The 15,714-nt window shown below is 68.8% G+C and carries 16 protein-coding genes; 12 read left to right on the forward strand and 4 right to left on the reverse strand.

Going from position 1 to position 15,714, the window contains the following annotated elements:
* Positions 1 to 3: 3 nt before the first annotated feature.
* From F0U44_RS17425 to F0U44_RS17470, 10 genes are read left to right on the forward strand one after another with little or no spacing between them, the layout of a single operon-like run.
* Complete coding sequence (locus F0U44_RS17425) at positions 4 to 981, forward strand: SDR family oxidoreductase (protein ID WP_149729632.1); 978 nt, start codon at positions 4 to 6, stop codon at positions 979 to 981.
* Positions 978 to 2,072, forward strand: a complete 1,095-nt coding sequence (locus tag F0U44_RS17430) for an LLM class F420-dependent oxidoreductase (RefSeq protein ID WP_223163736.1) — start codon at positions 978 to 980, stop codon at positions 2,070 to 2,072. The genes F0U44_RS17425 and F0U44_RS17430 overlap by 4 nt, the downstream gene beginning before the upstream one ends.
* Positions 2,069 to 2,494: a cupin domain-containing protein gene (locus F0U44_RS17435; RefSeq protein WP_149729633.1), complete on the forward strand. Its 426-nt coding sequence runs from the start codon at positions 2,069 to 2,071 to the stop codon at positions 2,492 to 2,494. The genes F0U44_RS17430 and F0U44_RS17435 overlap by 4 nt, the downstream gene beginning before the upstream one ends.
* Entirely contained in the window at positions 2,491 to 4,242 is a 1,752-nt protein-coding gene (locus F0U44_RS17440) for an acetyl/propionyl/methylcrotonyl-CoA carboxylase subunit alpha (protein WP_149729634.1), read from the forward strand. Before F0U44_RS17435 ends, F0U44_RS17440 begins: the two co-directional genes overlap by 4 nt.
* Positions 4,239 to 5,078 (forward strand): fumarylacetoacetate hydrolase family protein, encoded by an 840-nt coding sequence (locus F0U44_RS17445; protein ID WP_149729635.1) that lies wholly within the window; start codon positions 4,239 to 4,241, stop codon positions 5,076 to 5,078. The genes F0U44_RS17440 and F0U44_RS17445 overlap by 4 nt, the downstream gene beginning before the upstream one ends.
* On the forward strand, positions 5,075 to 5,959 hold the full coding sequence (locus tag F0U44_RS17450; RefSeq protein ID WP_149729636.1) for an HpcH/HpaI aldolase/citrate lyase family protein: 885 nt from the start codon (positions 5,075 to 5,077) through the stop codon (positions 5,957 to 5,959). Before F0U44_RS17445 ends, F0U44_RS17450 begins: the two co-directional genes overlap by 4 nt.
* Positions 5,959 to 6,420, forward strand: coding sequence for a MaoC family dehydratase (locus F0U44_RS17455; RefSeq protein ID WP_149729637.1), 462 nt, complete (start codon positions 5,959 to 5,961; stop codon positions 6,418 to 6,420). The genes F0U44_RS17450 and F0U44_RS17455 overlap by 1 nt, the downstream gene beginning before the upstream one ends.
* On the forward strand, positions 6,420 to 7,316 hold the full coding sequence (locus tag F0U44_RS17460; protein ID WP_149729638.1) for an LLM class F420-dependent oxidoreductase: 897 nt from the start codon (positions 6,420 to 6,422) through the stop codon (positions 7,314 to 7,316). Before F0U44_RS17455 ends, F0U44_RS17460 begins: the two co-directional genes overlap by 1 nt.
* A complete protein-coding gene (locus F0U44_RS17465) occupies positions 7,313 to 7,654 on the forward strand; it encodes an EthD family reductase (protein WP_149729639.1) in 342 nt (113 codons plus the stop codon). The genes F0U44_RS17460 and F0U44_RS17465 overlap by 4 nt, the downstream gene beginning before the upstream one ends.
* On the forward strand, positions 7,651 to 8,799 hold the full coding sequence (locus F0U44_RS17470) for an acyl-CoA dehydrogenase family protein (RefSeq protein WP_149729640.1): 1,149 nt from the start codon (positions 7,651 to 7,653) through the stop codon (positions 8,797 to 8,799). The genes F0U44_RS17465 and F0U44_RS17470 overlap by 4 nt, the downstream gene beginning before the upstream one ends.
* Positions 8,800 to 8,827: 28 nt before the next feature.
* On the opposite strand, the gene F0U44_RS17475 is transcribed toward F0U44_RS17470, so the two are convergent.
* The 3 genes from F0U44_RS17475 to F0U44_RS17485 are packed head-to-tail and all read right to left on the reverse strand — an operon-like array spanning position 8,828 to position 12,035.
* Entirely contained in the window at positions 8,828 to 9,574 is a 747-nt protein-coding gene (locus F0U44_RS17475) for an enoyl-CoA hydratase/isomerase family protein (protein ID WP_149729641.1), read from the reverse strand.
* The gene (locus F0U44_RS17480) at positions 9,571 to 11,031 is read right to left on the reverse strand and encodes a flavin-containing monooxygenase (RefSeq protein WP_149729642.1); all 1,461 of its coding nucleotides are present in this window, start codon (positions 11,029 to 11,031) and stop codon (positions 9,571 to 9,573) included. Before F0U44_RS17480 ends, F0U44_RS17475 begins: the two co-directional genes overlap by 4 nt.
* Positions 11,028 to 12,035, reverse strand: coding sequence for an oxygenase MpaB family protein (locus F0U44_RS17485; protein WP_149729643.1), 1,008 nt, complete (start codon positions 12,033 to 12,035; stop codon positions 11,028 to 11,030). Before F0U44_RS17485 ends, F0U44_RS17480 begins: the two co-directional genes overlap by 4 nt.
* 116 nt (positions 12,036 to 12,151) lie before the next feature.
* Here F0U44_RS17485 and F0U44_RS17490 point away from each other — a divergent pair, with 116 nt between their 5' ends.
* Positions 12,152 to 13,420 carry an NADH:flavin oxidoreductase/NADH oxidase family protein gene (locus tag F0U44_RS17490; RefSeq protein WP_149729644.1) on the forward strand — a complete coding sequence of 423 codons (1,269 nt, stop codon included), beginning with the start codon at positions 12,152 to 12,154 and terminating at the stop codon, positions 13,418 to 13,420.
* Positions 13,421 to 13,447: 27 nt separating this feature from the next.
* On the forward strand, positions 13,448 to 14,056 hold the full coding sequence (locus F0U44_RS17495) for a TetR/AcrR family transcriptional regulator (RefSeq protein ID WP_149729645.1): 609 nt from the start codon (positions 13,448 to 13,450) through the stop codon (positions 14,054 to 14,056).
* Positions 14,057 to 14,250: 194 nt separating this feature from the next.
* Here the strand turns inward: F0U44_RS17495 and glnA are convergent, their stop codons facing one another.
* Positions 14,251 to 15,669 (reverse strand): type I glutamate--ammonia ligase, encoded by a 1,419-nt coding sequence (glnA, locus tag F0U44_RS17500; protein WP_149729646.1) that lies wholly within the window; start codon positions 15,667 to 15,669, stop codon positions 14,251 to 14,253.
* Positions 15,670 to 15,714: the final 45 nt, after the last annotated feature.

The following is a 15,714-nucleotide window of genomic DNA, read 5'->3' on the forward strand; positions in this document are numbered from 1 at the left end:
CCCATGAGCAAGCTGTTGAACGAGCGCGTCGCGATCATCACTGGAGCCGGCCGCGGTCTTGGCCGCGCTCACGCGCTGGAGTTCGCTGCGCACGGTGCGGCTGTCGTCGTCAACGACCTCGCCCTGGGGGGAGAGGACCCGGCGGCCGACGTGGCGGCCGAGATCCTGGAAGCAGGAGGACGTGCCATCTCGCTGGGCTGCGACGTCACCGACGAGGACGGCGTCAACGACCTCCTGGCCGCCGCCGTCGAGGAGTTCGGCGATGTGCACGCGGTCGTCAACAACGCCGGCATCCTGCGCGACCACATGCTCGTCAACATGACCGTCGACGAGTGGGACGCGGTCATGGCGGTCCACCTGCGCGGCACCTTCCTGCTGACCCGCGCCGCAGCTCGGCATTGGCGCGCAGCCCACAAGTCGGGCCAGCCGGCCTCGGGTCGGATCGTCAACACGACGTCACCGGCGGGACTGTTCGGCAACATCGGGCAGGCCAACTACAGCGCAGCGAAGGCGGGTATCGCCGCCTTCACGCTCACCGCTGCTGAGGAGCTCCGACGCTACGGCGCGACGGTCAACTCGCTGTCGCCCAATGCCCGCACCCGGATGACGGCCACCCTGTTCGCCGACACGATGACCGCGCGCGACGGCGAGTTCGACATCATGGATCCAGCCAATGCCGCTCCGCTGCTGGCCTGGCTGTGCAGCGAGGAGGCCGGTCACGTCACGGGGCGGACCTTCACCGTGCTCGGCGGCAAGGTCTTCGTCAACGAGGGCTGGCACGAGGGCGTCGTGACCGACCTCGGCCGACGCTGGTCCACCGACGACGTCGCTCGGGAGATGACCGACCTCCTCGGGCGTGCGCGTCCGGCGATGCCAGTCCTCGGCACCGCCGACTCGGGCATCGTGCCGACGTCGCAGTCGGTCGTCGCAGAGTTCGCCGGCGACCAGCGCCGTCCGCTGGAACGGACCGGAGCGTCGTGAACCCGCATGTGAGCCAGGGGCTCGGACCGGCCCCGGAGACCGCGGGCGGGGTCCGTATCGGCATCACCCTCCCGCACGGCAACGCCTTTCACGAGACCGTTGCGCTGCTGCCGCAGCTCGAACGGGCCGGCGTCTCCGTCGTCCTCGCCGGCGAGGCCTACACGTTCGATGCGATCAGCCATCTCGCCTACGTGGCCGCCCGGACCGAGCGGGTCGAGCTGCTCGCCGGCATCCTGCCGATCTACACCCGCACCCCCGCGCTCACCGCGATGAGCTCCGCGGGCCTGGACTTCGTCTCGAACGGCCGCTTCCACCTGGGCCTGGGCAGCTCCGGTCCGCAGGTCGTCGAGGGATTCCACGGCGTTCCGTACGACGCCCCGCTCGGCCGCACCCGCGAAGTGGTGGACATCTGCCGGTCGGTCTGGCGCCGCGAGGCGCTGGTGCACGACGGGATCCATTACCCGGTTCCGCTGCCAGCCGACCGGGGCACCGGCCTCGGGAAACCGTTGAAGCTGATCGACCATCCGGTCCGCAACCGGATCCCGGTCTCGATCGCGGCCATCGGCCTCCGCAACGTGGAGCTGGCCGCCGAGATCGCCGACGGATGGCTGCCCCTGTTCTTCCACCCGGGCATGGCCGACGGCGTGTGGGGAGACTCGCTCCGCGCCGGAATGACACGACGGGATCCAGAGCTCGGCTCCCTGCAGACCACGGTGCAGGTGCTCTTCGAGCTCGGCGAGGCCACGCCCGAGCGCCTCCAGCCCGCGAAGGAGCAGCTCGCTCTCTACATCGGCGGCATGGGCGCACGGGGCACGAACTTCTACAACGAGCTGGCCTGTCGCTACGGGTTTCGCCGTGAAGCAGACCAGATCCAGGATCGTTTCCTCGCGGGCCGCAAAGCCGAGGCGGCGGCCGCGGTCCCCGACGAACTGGCCCTCGCGGTCAACCTCATCGGCACCGAGGCCGACCTCGCTATCCGGGTGAAGGAGTACGAGGCCGCCGGCGTCAGCACCGTGGTGCTCACTCCGCTGAACCCGGACCGCGGTGAACAGGTCGCTCAGATCCGACGACTGCTGGCGGTGACCGGATGAGCGATCTGCGCCACGACCTGGCACCGATCCGGGTCACCGCCGATGAGCTGACGGTGGAGACGAACCAGAGCGCCGGAGCGACCCGAATCGCCGCGATCCACCGCGGCATGGGTGCAGACCGGATCTGGCTGGGCAAGGTTCTCAACGACCCGGCCTACCGGTCGGTGCCGCACCACCACGCGGGCGCCGAGACCGGCGGCTACGTGCTCAAGGGCAAGGCCCGCATCTACTTCGGCGAGGGCTACCGGGAGTATTACGACCTCGACGAGGGCGATTTCGTCCAGGTGCCGCCGTGGATGCCGCACATCGAGTGCAACCGCAGCAAGGACGCCGAGCTGGTCTGGCTAACCGCACGCACGCCCGACAACTTGGTCGTCAACCTCCCTGACGTCGACCTCCCGGCCTCGGCGTACGCGTCATGACCGCGCCGCCCTTCAGCACGGTCCTGGTCGCGAACCGCGGTGAGATCGCGGTGCGTGTGATCCGCACCTGCCGTGAGCTCGGCATCGCCACGGTCGCGGTCCACTCCGACGTCGACGCCGGAGCCCTCCACGTCCGACTGGCCGACGAGGTTGTCTCGCTCGGCGGCACGACCGCGGCCGAGTCGTACCTCGACGTGAGCAAGATCGTCGCCGCGATCGAGCAGACCGGGGCTGAGGCGGTGCACCCCGGCTACGGCTTCCTGTCCGAGAACGCCGACTTCGTCACGGCCGTGCAGCAGGCGGGAGGCGTCTTCGTCGGTCCGCCGGCCGAGGCGATGGAGCTGATGGGGAGCAAGCTCAGTGCTCGCGCTGCCGCCACGGCGGCCGGCGTTCCCACGATCCCCGGTTCCGAGCACCCGGTGGTGGACGGCGACGGCGTGCGGGCGTTCGCGGCCCGGCACGGTTACCCGCTCGCGGTCAAGGCCTCGTACGGCGGCGGTGGCCGCGGTATGAGGGTGGTGCACGGCGACGACGAGGCCGATGCGGCCGTCGAGTCCGCCCGGCGCGAGGCGACGGCGTATTTCGGCGAGCCGGAGGTCTACGTCGAGCGCTACCTCGAGCGGCCGCGGCACGTCGAGGTCCAGGTGCTCGCCGACGAGCTGGGGACCGTCGTCGCCGTCGGCACCCGCGACTGCTCGGTGCAGCGCCGGCACCAGAAGCTCCTCGAGGAGGCACCGGCCTCCACGATCTCGGCAGAGACCGCCGACGCCATGTTCCAGGCATCGATCGCACTGGCCAAGGCGGTCGACTATCGCGGGGCCGGAACCCTGGAGTTCCTGGCCCAGGACGACGAGTTCTTCTTCCTCGAGATGAACACCCGCCTGCAGGTCGAGCACCCCGTCACCGAGGCGGTGGCTGACATCGGCACCGCCGGTCGGGTCGACCTCGTCGCCGAGCAGCTGCGCATCGCTGCCGGCCTGCCGATCTCGTTCGAGCAGGCCGACCTTTCGGTGAGCGGTCACGCGATCGAGCTGCGGATCAACGCCGAGGATCCGCGCGGCGGCTCCTTCCTGCCGACACCGGGGCCGATCACCGCGCTCCAGCCACCGTCCGGCGTCCGGTTCGACACCGGTTACGAGCGCGGCGACGTCGTGAGCGAGCACTACGACGGACTCGTCGGGAAGCTCGTCGTGTGGGGCGAGGACCGCCCCGCCGCGATCGCGAACGCGCGACGAGCGCTCCGGGAGCTGGGCGTGGGCGGGATCCGGACCACCGCACCCGCGCACGGCCTGATCCTCGAGCACCCGCACTTCGTCGAGGACGTGCACACGACCCGCTGGCTCGAGACCGAGTCCACGATGGCGCGGGCGCTGGACCGGCTGGCCGACGTACCTGTCGAGGCAGGACTGCCGCCGCGCCGCCTGGCGACCGTGAACGGCCGCACCTACTGGATGCCCGACGACGGACCGCCGCCGCAGGTCGTCCTCCAGACCGCGGAGCGCGGTGCGGACCTGGTCTCCAGTGACGGGATCGTCCGCTCGCCGATGCAGGGCACCATCGTCAAGCTCGCCTGCGCCGCCGGTGACCGGGTCGAGGCCGACCAGGTCGTGTGCGTCCTGGAGGCGATGAAGATGGAGAACCCGCTGCGCGCCGGCCGCACCGGCGTGGTGACCTCGCTCGAGGTCGCCCTCGGTGACTCGGTCGCCCCGGCGCAGGTCCTGCTGTCCATCGAGGAGGACGACGCATGACCAGGTGGGCGACGCTGCGCTGGCTCGACGGCACCCGGCTCGCGCGCCGCGATGGCGACGAGTACGTCGTGTACGCGCGCAGCGGCGTCGCCGACCTCTTCCACCAACTGCCGGGGATGTCGGAAGGCATCGGCCGGGTTCCGGTCGCCGAAGCGGACCACGCGCCGCTCTCCCCGACACCGTCGCGGGTGATCTGCGTCGGCCTCAACTACGCCGACCACATCGCGGAGATGGGGCGCGAGCGGCCGACCCACCCGACGCTGTTCACCAAGTTCGCCAGCACCCTGGCCGGTGCCTACGACGACCTGCCGCTGCCGGACGTCTCGGCCCACGTCGACTGGGAGGCCGAACTGGCGCTCGTCATCGGTGCGCCGGCCTACCGCTTGAGTCCTGCGGATGCTCTCGGCGCGATCGGTGGCTACACGGTGGCCAACGACGTCTCGATGCGCGACTGGCAGCGGCGGACGACGCAGTGGCTGGCCGGGAAGGCGTTCGACGCGACCACACCCCTCGGCCCGGAACTGGTGACCCCCGACGAGGTGGACCATGCCCGCGACCTGGCGGTCACGTGCCTGCTCGACGGGGTGGTGCGGCAACTGGGCCGGACCTCGGACCTCGTCTTCGCGCCCGCAGACATCGTCAGCTACGTCAGCCAGTTCACCCGCCTCGAACCGGGGGACGTGCTGCTCACCGGGACACCCGGCGGCGTGGGTGCCGCGACGGACGACGGCCTCGTCGCGGGGCAGGTGCTCGAGACCCACGTCGAGGGCATCGGCGTCTGTCGGAACTTCGTGGTCGCGGACCTCGCGGCTACCACTGTGGAGGAGGCGTCATGAGGGCCTATGCGTCCTACCTGTTCGTCCCGGCGCACCGTGATGGCTGGGTGCAGAAGGCGGTCGCCGCGGGTGCCCAAGCCGTGATCCTCGACCTGGAGGACTCCGTGCCGCCGACGCAGAAGCTGCGTGCCCGGGCGCTCGCGGCGGACTCGATCCGGTGGCTGCGCGCGCACCACCCCGAGGTCGGTGTCCTGGTCCGCCCCAACGCGCTCGACACCGGGCTGGCTCAGGACGACGTCGACGCGTGCGTCATGGATGGGCTGCACGGACTGCTCCTGCCGATGGTCCGCACCGCCGAGGACGTCACCGACTTCTGTGCGCTCGTCAGTGACGCCGAGCTCGAGGCGCGCGTCAGCCTTCCCAACCGCATCAAGCTGATCCCTTCGCTCGAGACCGCCCAGTCTGTGGTGAACTGCGAGGCCCTGGCCACCGCCTCCCACCGGGTCTGGTCGTTGCAAAGCGCCGTCGCCCGCGGGGGAGACGTCGAGCGCGAGCTGGGCTTCGAGTGGACCGTCGACGGCTTGGAGACCGTCTACTACCGCAGTCGCGCGGTACTGGCGTGTCGCGCAGCCGGTCTCGAGCATCCGCTCGTCGGGGTCTGGCAGGACATTGACGACCTCAGCGGGCTGGAGCGGTTCGCGCTCCAGAACCGCCGGCTCGGGTTTCGCGGCCAGCTGCTGATCCACCCGTCGCACTGCCGGACGGTGAACGAGGTCTACGGCGCGAGCCGCGAAGAGCTCGACCGTTGTCGCCGTCTGGTCGCGGCCTACGAGCACGCTGCTCAACGCGGCTTGGGGGCCGTCGACTTCGAGGGCGAGCACGTCGACATCGCCCACGTGAAGACCGCTCTCGCGGTCATGGAACGGAACGGAGAAGCCTGATGGCTGGCCTGTACTACGAAGAGATCATCGAAGGTGCGGTGATCGCGCACGACCTGCGGCGGACGGTGACCGAGACCGACAACCTGCTCTTCACCACCCTCACCATGAACACCCAGCCACTGCACCTGGACGCCGAGTTCGCGGCCGGCAGCATGTACGGGCAGCTGCTGGTCAACAGCATCTTCACGATGGGTCTCACCGTCGGCATCCCCGTCACCGAGACCACGCTCGGCACCACGCTGGGCAACCTTGCTTTCGAGGAGGTCAGCTTCCCGGCTCCTGTCTTCGTGGGGGACACGCTCCGCGTGGAGACACAGTTCCTGTCCAAGCGCGCGTCGCAGTCTCGCCCGGACGCCGGGATCGTCCGCTTCGAGCACCGCACTTACAAGCAGGACGGCACCCTCGTCTGCCTCTGTCGGCGGGCGGCGCTGATGGCTCGCAAGGAACGGGGCGCCGCCTGATGGTCCGTTCAGGAGTCCACCTGCCGCCCAGCCCGCCCCGCGGCACGTCGTACGACACGGCTGCCCGCACGGTCGAGGACCTGGGCTTCGACACGATCTGGGTCAGCGACCACGCCCTGCTGGTCCGCGACTCGCAGTCGAGCTACCCGTTCAGCGAGGACGGCCGGTTCTTCCTGCCGCCCGACGCCGACTGGTACGACTGGACCACCACCCTGGGTTACCTGGCCGCGGCCACCTCGCACATCGGCCTCGGGGTCTCGGTCGCGATCCTGCCGCTGCGCCATCCGCTCCTCCTGGCCAAGCAGGTCGCCACCCTGGACAGGCTCTCCGGCGGCCGGATCACGCTCGGGGCCGGCATCGGCTGGCTCGAGGAGGAGTACGACGCGCTCGACGTGCCGTTCCGCCGCCGTGGCGCGCGGATGGATGGTGGGCTGGCGCTGTTGCGGGCCGGCTGGACAGGGTCGCCGGAACCGGGAGCCTACGGTCCGTTCGAGGTGCCGGCTGGCGTCGAGCTGCACCCGCGTCCCGTGCAGGCGCGGCTACCGATCCTCATCGGTGGGGCGGGGGAAAAGGCGCTCGAGCGGATCGTGAAGTACGGCGACGGTTGGGCGGTCTCGACTCCGGGGGGCCGGCCGGACGCCGCCCGTCTGAGGGCCGATGTGAACGACCTGCGGAACCGCTGCGCTGACTCAGGACGCGATCCCGCTGGTCTCGACATCGTGGTCCGCGTGGCCGGGCCTGCCCTGGAGGTGGCCGAGCCGTCGTACGCCGACTGGCTCGGCGACCTGGTCGCCGCTGGGGCTACGTCGTTCTCCTTCGACGTGAGCTGGCGGGAGCCGGCTCGAACCTCGGAGACCCTTGAAGTGCTGCGCAAGCTCATGTGGGAGATGGCGTGATCAAGCTCGTCGGCGTGGTCCGGCGGCGCCCGGAGATGACACCGGAGGAGTTCTACCGGGTGTGGCGGTCCGACGTCGCGACGCTTGCCGTCCGGCTGCCCGGTCTGCGCGGCTACCGGCAGAACCACGCCGTCCAAGGTTCCCGGGCGTGGCCGTGGGACGGAGCTGCCGAGCTGTGGTTCGACGATGTCGCCGCGCAGAAGGCGGCGTTCGCATCTTCCGAGGCTGCCGCGCTCGCGGCCCTCGAGGCCGACCTCTTCGCCGAGGTCCAGTGGTTCCTCGCCACCGAGCACGTGGTGATGCCACTCCCAGATCCCCCAACCGAAGGAACGAGATGAGCACCACCACAGAATCCACCGTCCACGAGCTCACCGCGGTCGCCGAGCTCGCCCGTGAATTCTTCGGGAAGGAGATCGCGCCGCGCCTCGACGAGTTCGTGGCCCAGGGCCATGCCGATCGAAGTGTCTACCGGCGCGCCGGTGAGCTCGGCCTGCTGTGCATGTCGATCCCCGAGGAGTACGGCGGAGGCGGCGGCACGTTCGCGCACGAGGCCGTCCTGGTCACCGAGCAGGCCAAAGTCGGCGACTCGACGATGCAGGTCGCCGTCAACTCCGGCATCGTGCCGCACTACCTGCTCGCCTACGCCTGCGAGGAGATGAAGCGTCGCTGGCTGCCCCGGCTCGCGTCGGGTGAGTGGGTCGGCGCCATCGCGATGACGGAGCCCGGCACCGGTTCGGACCTCCAGGGCATCACGACGAAGGCTGTCCGGGAAGGGGACGAGTACGTCATCTCCGGGGCCAAGACCTTCATCACCAGTGGCTACAACTGCGACCTGGTGATCATCGCGGCCAAGACCGACCCCGAACTCGGGGCCAAGGGGGTCTCCCTGATCGTCGCCGAGGTATCGGACGAGACTCCCGGCTTCCAGCGCGGACGGGTGCTCAAGAAGGTCGGCCAGCGCGGCTCCGACACCGCAGAGCTCTTCTTCGACGGCCTGCGCGTGCCGGCGTCTCACCTCCTCGGGACGCAGGAGGGCCAGGGCTTCTTCCAGATGATGGAGCAGCTGCCGCAGGAGAGACTCATCTGCGGCGTCACCGCAGCCGCGGTGATCGAGACCGCTGTCGAGACGACGCTGGCGTACACCAAGTCCCGTACGGCGTTCGGGAAGCCGTTGTTCGACCTGCAGAACACGCGCTTCGAGCTCGCCGAGTGCGCCACCCTCGCGGCCGTCGTCCGCACCTTTGTCGATGATGCGGTGGCACAGCACGTGCGCGGTGAGCTCGACGTCAAGACGGCGGCGATGGTGAAGTACTGGACGACGGACCAGCAGAACCAGGTCGTCGACCGGTGCCTCCAGCTGCACGGTGGCTACGGGTACATGGAGGAATACTCCATTGCCCGTATGTGGACCGACTCGCGCATTGCGCGCATCTACGCGGGAGCCAACGAGGTCATGAAGGACCTCATCGCACGCCACCTCTAGCTGCACGCGCGGGCAGCACGGCTCAGCGTCACCCGAGGGCGCGGCTGACCGCCTCGGTGACGGTGCGCACCTCGTCGAGCGTCGCCTCCTTCCGGGTGACGTCCCACGAGGACCGGATCAACCGTCGGGCCTGACCGGTGGCGAAGGGCGACAGTGCAGCGAGCTGCGTGGCGAGGGCCCCCACCTCGGCATCGAGGTCGGAGTCGTCCACGACCGCGGTGACCAGCCCCCAGGATCGAGCCTCTTCCGCGGTCAGCTTCCGGCGCGTCAAGACCAGCTCGAGCGCCCGCTGCTGCCCGACAGCGCGCGGCAGCAACCAGGAGACACCGCAGTCGGGGGTGATGCCGATGGAGGTGTAGGCGGCGAGGAACTTCGCGTCCGTGGCCGCGACGACGAGGTCGCAGGCCAAGGCGACCCCGAGTCCTGCTCCGGCAACCGCGCCCCGAACCGCGGCGATCACCGGCTTCTCGGCTGCATCGAGTGCCAACAGTGCGGCATCGAGACGTTCGGCCAGCTCGCGGCCGGCAGCAGGCTTGTCGACGGCCGCGGCCATGGCCGCGACGTCGCCGCCAGCACAAAAGCGCGGGCCCTCCGCGTTGATCACGATGACGCGGACGTCAGGATCGGCGATGGCGTGCCTCGCCGACTGCTCGAGCGACAGAGCAGTCGGGATGTCGATCGCGTTGGACACCTCGGGCCGGGCGAGGGTGATCGTGCCGATGCCGTCGATGGCGTGGTACCGGATGCCCGAAAGGGCCTTGATCTCGGTGGTCATGGGGTCTCCGGGAGGTCGATGACGGCGTAGTCGCCAGCGCGGAACTGACGTGTCCGTCGACGGTAGGTCGAAGCGAGGTGTGGCCAGTTCGTGCTGATGCGGCCGTTGGCGCCGCGGTACCAGCTCGAGCACTGCGACCAGACGCCGTCGACGAGGCCGCTTTGGATCTCCGCGTCGTAGTGGGCCTCGACCTCGGGCCGTACGGCAAGAGCCTGGCCCGGCTCGAGGTGACCGACGGCCTCTGCGATGTAGCGCGCCTGGGCCTCCAGCATGTAGACGATCGACCCGGAACCGAGGCCGGTGTTGGGCCCGTAGACCAGGAAGAGGTTGGGGAAGTCCGGGACGCTCATGCCCAGGTAGGCATGGGCGCCATCGTTCCACTGGTCACGCAGGTCGCGCCTGTCCCGTCCCAGGATCTTCATCGGCGCCAGGAAGTCCGTGGCCGTGAACCCGGTGCCGTAGATGATGACGTCGACCTCGTGCAGCACGCCGTCCTGGGTGCGGACGCCGGTCGGGGTCACTTCAGCGATCCGATCGGTGACGACGTCGACGTTGGGCTGCGTCAGTGCAGGCAGGTAGTTGCTGGAGAAGAGGATGCGCTTGCAGCCGACCGGGTAGTCGGGCCACAGCTTGTCCATCAGGTCGGTGCTGGCCAGCTGGCGACTCATGTGCCAGCGGCTGGCGCGCTCGATCACCTTGGACAGGGGCTTGGAGTGGAGGTAGGCGATCGAGAGAGTCTCGGTGAGCGCCCACCACAGCGCGCGCTCGGTCAGCTGGGTGAGGGGGACCTTCTCGAAGGCGTTGTGGTGGAGTGCGGTGAACTCGGTGTCGGGGCGGGGGAGGAGGTACGGCGCGCTTCGCTGGAACAGGCTCAGCTGACCGACCTCCTTCTGGATCTCGGGCACAAACTGGATCGCGCTCGCGCCGGTGCCGATCACAGCGACTCGTTTGCCCGTGAGGTCGACGTCGTGGTCCCACTGGGCTGAGTGGAAGGTCGGTCCCGAGAAGGTGTCACGGCCTGGAAGGTCCGGCCACGCGGGACGGGAGAGCTGGCCCACAGCTGAGATGAGCACGTCGACGTGGACGACGTCTCCGGCGTCGGTGATCAAGGTCCAGCGGTTGCTCGCCTCGTCGAACTCCGCGGCGGTGACCTCGGTGTCGAACCGGATGTGGCGGCGGATGTCGTAGGTGTCGGCGATGCCTCGGAGGTAGTCGAGGATGTCGGGCTGTTGGGAGAACCGTCGTGGCCACCGAGGGTTGGGCGCGAAGGAGAACGAGTAGAACGGCGAGGGGATGTCGCATGCCGCACCGGGATAGGTGTTCTCGCGCCACACGCCCCCGACGTCTGCGCCACGCTCGAAGATCACCAGGTCGTCGAAGCCCCGTTGTTTGAGCTCGATCGCGGCGGCGAGCCCGCCGAAGCCGGTGCCGATGATCGCGACCGACGGCGCACTCATGCCGCGCACCTCTCGGTGTCCTGTGCTCCCACTTCCATCAACCGCCGGGCGTTGGCAATCAGGTCGGTGCTGTCAGGCCCGACCATCCAGGAGACCAAGGCGTCGCCGACGGCGGGGATGCCGAGCACCGCGTACGCGGGCCGGGAAGCATGGAAGAGCACGTCGATCACGGGGTCCAGCCCAGCGGGGATGCCGGCGTGCCGGCGGGCCGGTGGCGGAATGATGCCGAGCGCCAAGAAGTGGGACAGGGTCAGCGAGGTGACAGTGAGCGCCGCCACCGGGTGACGCCACCGCGAGGGACGCAGTGCGTCGCCGACTGAGCGCAGGGACTCGCGCAACATCAGGTCGAAGTTGTAGTAGTCGGCCTCGCACGACTCGTAGAAGGCTTCCACCTCAGCGGCGGAACGGGGCACATCGGCTTCGTTGGCGCCCATCATGACGGCGAACGGGACGACCTCGGCCCAGAACCGGTCGCGCTCCGCATCTGTCAGCCGGCTCGGCGGTCGGAGGCCGTGATAGCCGGCGCGCTCGTAGCTCATCAGGGCTGCATGCATCAGTGTCACGTGACCGAAGAGGACGAGCTCGGGGCCAGCGGCGTCGTAGGGGGTGTCCGTTCGAGGGATGACTCCCTGCATGTTGCGGTGCACGTGGCGCAGGTGCGTGCAGATCCGCCCTGCGGTGGCCTGGTCGCCGAGGATCGCGGGTACGACGACGCCGAAGGTCCGGCGGTGTCGGTTGACGAACATGTCGGGCCTGGCGCGCCCCTTGCGGCCGGCCTCGAACAGCGGGTCGTGGTCGATCATGTTCGCTGACATGCCGGCGTGGGTGAACTGGAGCAAGGCGGTCACCTGGACGGTCATGGCGGGAACGACGCTGTGGCTCAACAGCTTCCACGCGATGCTGTCGGGCCCGTAGCAGCCGAAGTCCTGTGGCCCGGCAGCGGTCGGTGCGCCGCCCCGGCGCCAGAGCGAGACGTTCTGCTGCTTGCGATTGCCGTCGGTCATGGAGACCACCTTCTTGTCGTCGAGACCACGCTGTCCTGATGGAACAATACTACAAAACCTATAGTATTGTAGTGTGAGGTAGCCCCCTCCCGGATCCCGACGAAAGAAGGCTCGCCATGACCAGCACGACCGCAAAGGCGGCCACGACCTTGATCGAGCAGGAGCTCGTCCTGGCTCGGGGTCGGGCGCTGAACAACCGGCTGGCCAAGGCGGCACTGAGTGAAGCGCTGGCCGACGACCAGGGCCGGGTGACCGACAAGCTCGTCCGGATCTGGCAGCGGTGGTCGGAGGACAGCGGCTGCGGTCTGCTGATCACCGGCAACGTGATGGTCGACGGCGACTACGTCGCCGAGCCCGGCAACGTCGTCGTCGTGCCTGGCCGCGACGACGAGGGACTCCGTCGCTGGGCGGCGGCAGCCAAGGCGGGCGGCAACCAGGTGTGGATGCAGCTCAACCACCCGGGCCGCCAGGGCAACGCGCTGGCGAGCCGCACCCGCCCGATCGCTCCGAGCGCGATCGCGGGGAACTTCCCGGGGGCCATGCGTCCGCGGGCGATGTCGGAAGCCGAGATCAGCGCCACGATCTGGAGCTTCGCGCAGGCGGCGGCGACCGCCCGGGACGCGGGATTCGACGGGGTGGAGATCCACGCCGCCCACGGCTACCTGATCTCCCAGTTCCTCTCCCCGCTCTCCAACCAGCGCGACGACCACTGGGGCGGAACGCTCGACAACAGGATGCGGTTCGCGCTCGCAGTGGTCTCGGCGATCCGTGCCGCCGTCGGCGACGACTTCCCCGTCGGCATCAAGCTCAACTCGGCCGACTTCCAGCGCGGTGGGTTCGACGAGGACGAGTCGATGCTCGTGGCGGCGGCGTTGGTGGGCGCGGGTATCGACTTGATCGAGGTCAGTGGTGGCACCTATGCCAACCCCGTGATGGTCGGCGCCTCGGCCTCCACCCAGGCGAGGGAGGCCTACTTCCAGAGGTACGCCGAGCGGTTGCGCACCGTCACCGGCGATGTGCCGCTCATGCTCACCGGCGGCTTTCGCACGATCGAGGCCATGGAGGGCGCCCTCGCGGACGATGCCTGTGACCTCGTCGGTCTGGGTCGAACACTGTGCGTCACGCCGTCGGCCGGTGCATTGCTCCTCTCAGGGCAGTCACCCGAGCAACCTGTCGGGTCGCACGAGCTCGGACTTCGCCCATTGATCGGGCTGGTGGCCGACGTACGCCAGCTGGACGGCATGCTGGACGTGCAGTGGCACACCGACCAGATCCATCGGATGGCTGCCGGTCGCAACCCCGACCCGCATCGTCCGTGGTACCTCGCGCTGGCCACCGCACTGCGACGCAACGGTCTGGGCGCTCTGACCCGCCGTCGCCGTTGACCACTGACCTGCGACCGAGGAGCACCGATGACAACGCCTCCTGTTCCGGAGGGGCTCGTCGAGTCCCCGACCGAGGACCCGACCGCGACCAAGATCCTCGACGCGGCCCTGGCGGAGTTCACCGACTTCGGCATCCGACGGGTGAGCGTGGACAACATCGCTGCGCGTGCGGGCGTTCACCGCACCACGGTCTACCGATACTTCTCCACCAAGGCCGAGATCCTGCAGGCGTCAGCGGTCAAGTGGCTGCATGACACGTTCAGCACGATCTACGACGAGATCCAGACTCTGCCTCCCGATGAGCGCGTCGTCGAGGGGTTCGCCCGAGCCGTGGGTGCGTGCTACGCATCGCCGCTGACGGCCCGGGTGCTCGGCTCTGACACCGATGCCGGCCTGCGGTCCCTCACCGTGGATGCTGGCCCGGTCATCGGCATGGTGAGCGCCGTGTTCGTCCACTGGTTGTGGGAGGGCGACGAGAGCGGTTCCTCCGAGGACGCCGCCGGGACGGCCGAGGTCCTCGTCCGGCTGGGGTTGTCGTTCGTGCTCACCCCCGACAGCCATTTCGACATGAGGTCTCCCGACGTCCGCAGGGACTTCGCGCGCCGCTACCTGCTGCCGCTGATGACTGTTCTCTGAGCACTACGCAACGAGGAGACACCAAGGTCATCGAGCTTGCGACTGTGGTCGTACCGACCTCCGACGTCCACCGACGGGCGAAACGCGGCTGAGCCGCCGATCAACGGATCGGCGGCTCAGCCGGCGCTTGTGGCCCAGGTGAGGCCTGAGTTAGCCTCTGACCTCCCATACCGCAGGTCAGAGGGCTCCTCCACTCAGATGTCGTAGTAGAGCTCGAACTCGTGCGGGTGCGGGCGCAGCTGCACGGGGGCGATCTCGTGCTCGCGCTTGTAGTCGATCCACGTGTCGATCAGGTCGGGCGTGAAGACGTTGCCCACCGTCAGGAACTCGTGGTCGGCCTCGAGGGCCTCGAGCACGGCGCCGAGCGAGGTCGGCACCTGGGCGATCTCGGCCATCTCGTCCGGCGGGAGCTCGTAGATGTCCTTGTCGATCGGCGCGGCCGGCTCGGTCTTGTTCTGGATGCCGTCGAGACCGGCGAGCATCAGAGCGGAGAACGCGAGGTAAGGGTTGGCCGACGGGTCGGGGAAGCGGGTCTCGATGCGCTTGGCCTTCGGGTTGGTGCCCGTGATCGGGATCCGGACCGAAGCGGAGCGGTTGCGCGAGGAGTAGACCAGCGAGATCGGAGCCTCGAAGCCCGGGACCAGGCGGTGGTAGGAGTTGACCGTCGGGTTGGTGAACGCCAGCAGCGCCGGGGCGTGCTTCAGGATGCCGCCGATGTACCAGCGAGCCATGTCGGAGAGGCCGCCGTAGCCGGTCTCGTCGTAGAACAGCGGCTCGCCGCCCTTCCACAGCGACTGGTGCACGTGCATGCCCGAGCCGTTGTCACCGAAGATGGGCTTCGGCATGAAGGTGACCGACTTGTTCTGCTCCCAGGCGGTGTTCTTGATGATGTATTTGAACTTCATGACATCGTCAGCGGCCTTGAGCAGCGTGTCGAACCGGTAGTTGATCTCCGCCTGGCCGGCGGTGCCGACCTCGTGGTGACCGCGCTCGACCTGCAGGCCGACCTGCTCCAGGTTGATGCACATGTCGTCGCGCAGGTCGCCGTAGTGGTCGTAGGGCGCGACGGGGAAGTAGCCGCCCTTGAAGCGGGTCTTGTAGCCCAGGTTGTCGCCCTCGGCGCCCGAGTTCCACCAGCCCTCGACGGAGTCGATGTGGTAGAAGCCCTCGTTGGGGCCGGTCGAGTAGCGGACCTTGTCGAAGATGTAGAACTCAGCCTCGGGAGCGAAGTACGCGGTGTCCGCGATGCCCGTCGTGTTGAGGTAGGCCAGCGCCTTCTTCGCGATGTTGCGCGGGTCGCGGCTGTAGGGCTCGCCCGTGATCGGGTCGTGGATGAAGAAGTTCAGGTTGAGCGTCTTCGCCTTGCGGAACGGGTCGACGTAGGCGGTGGTCGGGTCCGGGAAGAGCGCCATGTCGGACTCGTTGATGGCCTGGAAGCCGCGGATCGAGGACCCGTCGAAGCCGAGGCCGTCGTCGAAGACCGACTGGTCGAACGAGGAGACCGGGACCGTGAAGTGCTGCATGATGCCGGGCAGGTCACAGAAACGGACGTCGACCATCTCGACGCCTTCGTCCTTGATGAACTTGAGCAGCTCTTCGCTGTTGTTGAACATTCGTTCCTCCTCGGCTGGGGCCAGCGCGCCCAGCCATCGGTCAGC

The organism is Nocardioides humilatus (genome assembly GCF_008373755.1).
Classification (GTDB): domain Bacteria; phylum Actinomycetota; class Actinomycetes; order Propionibacteriales; family Nocardioidaceae; genus Nocardioides; species Nocardioides humilatus.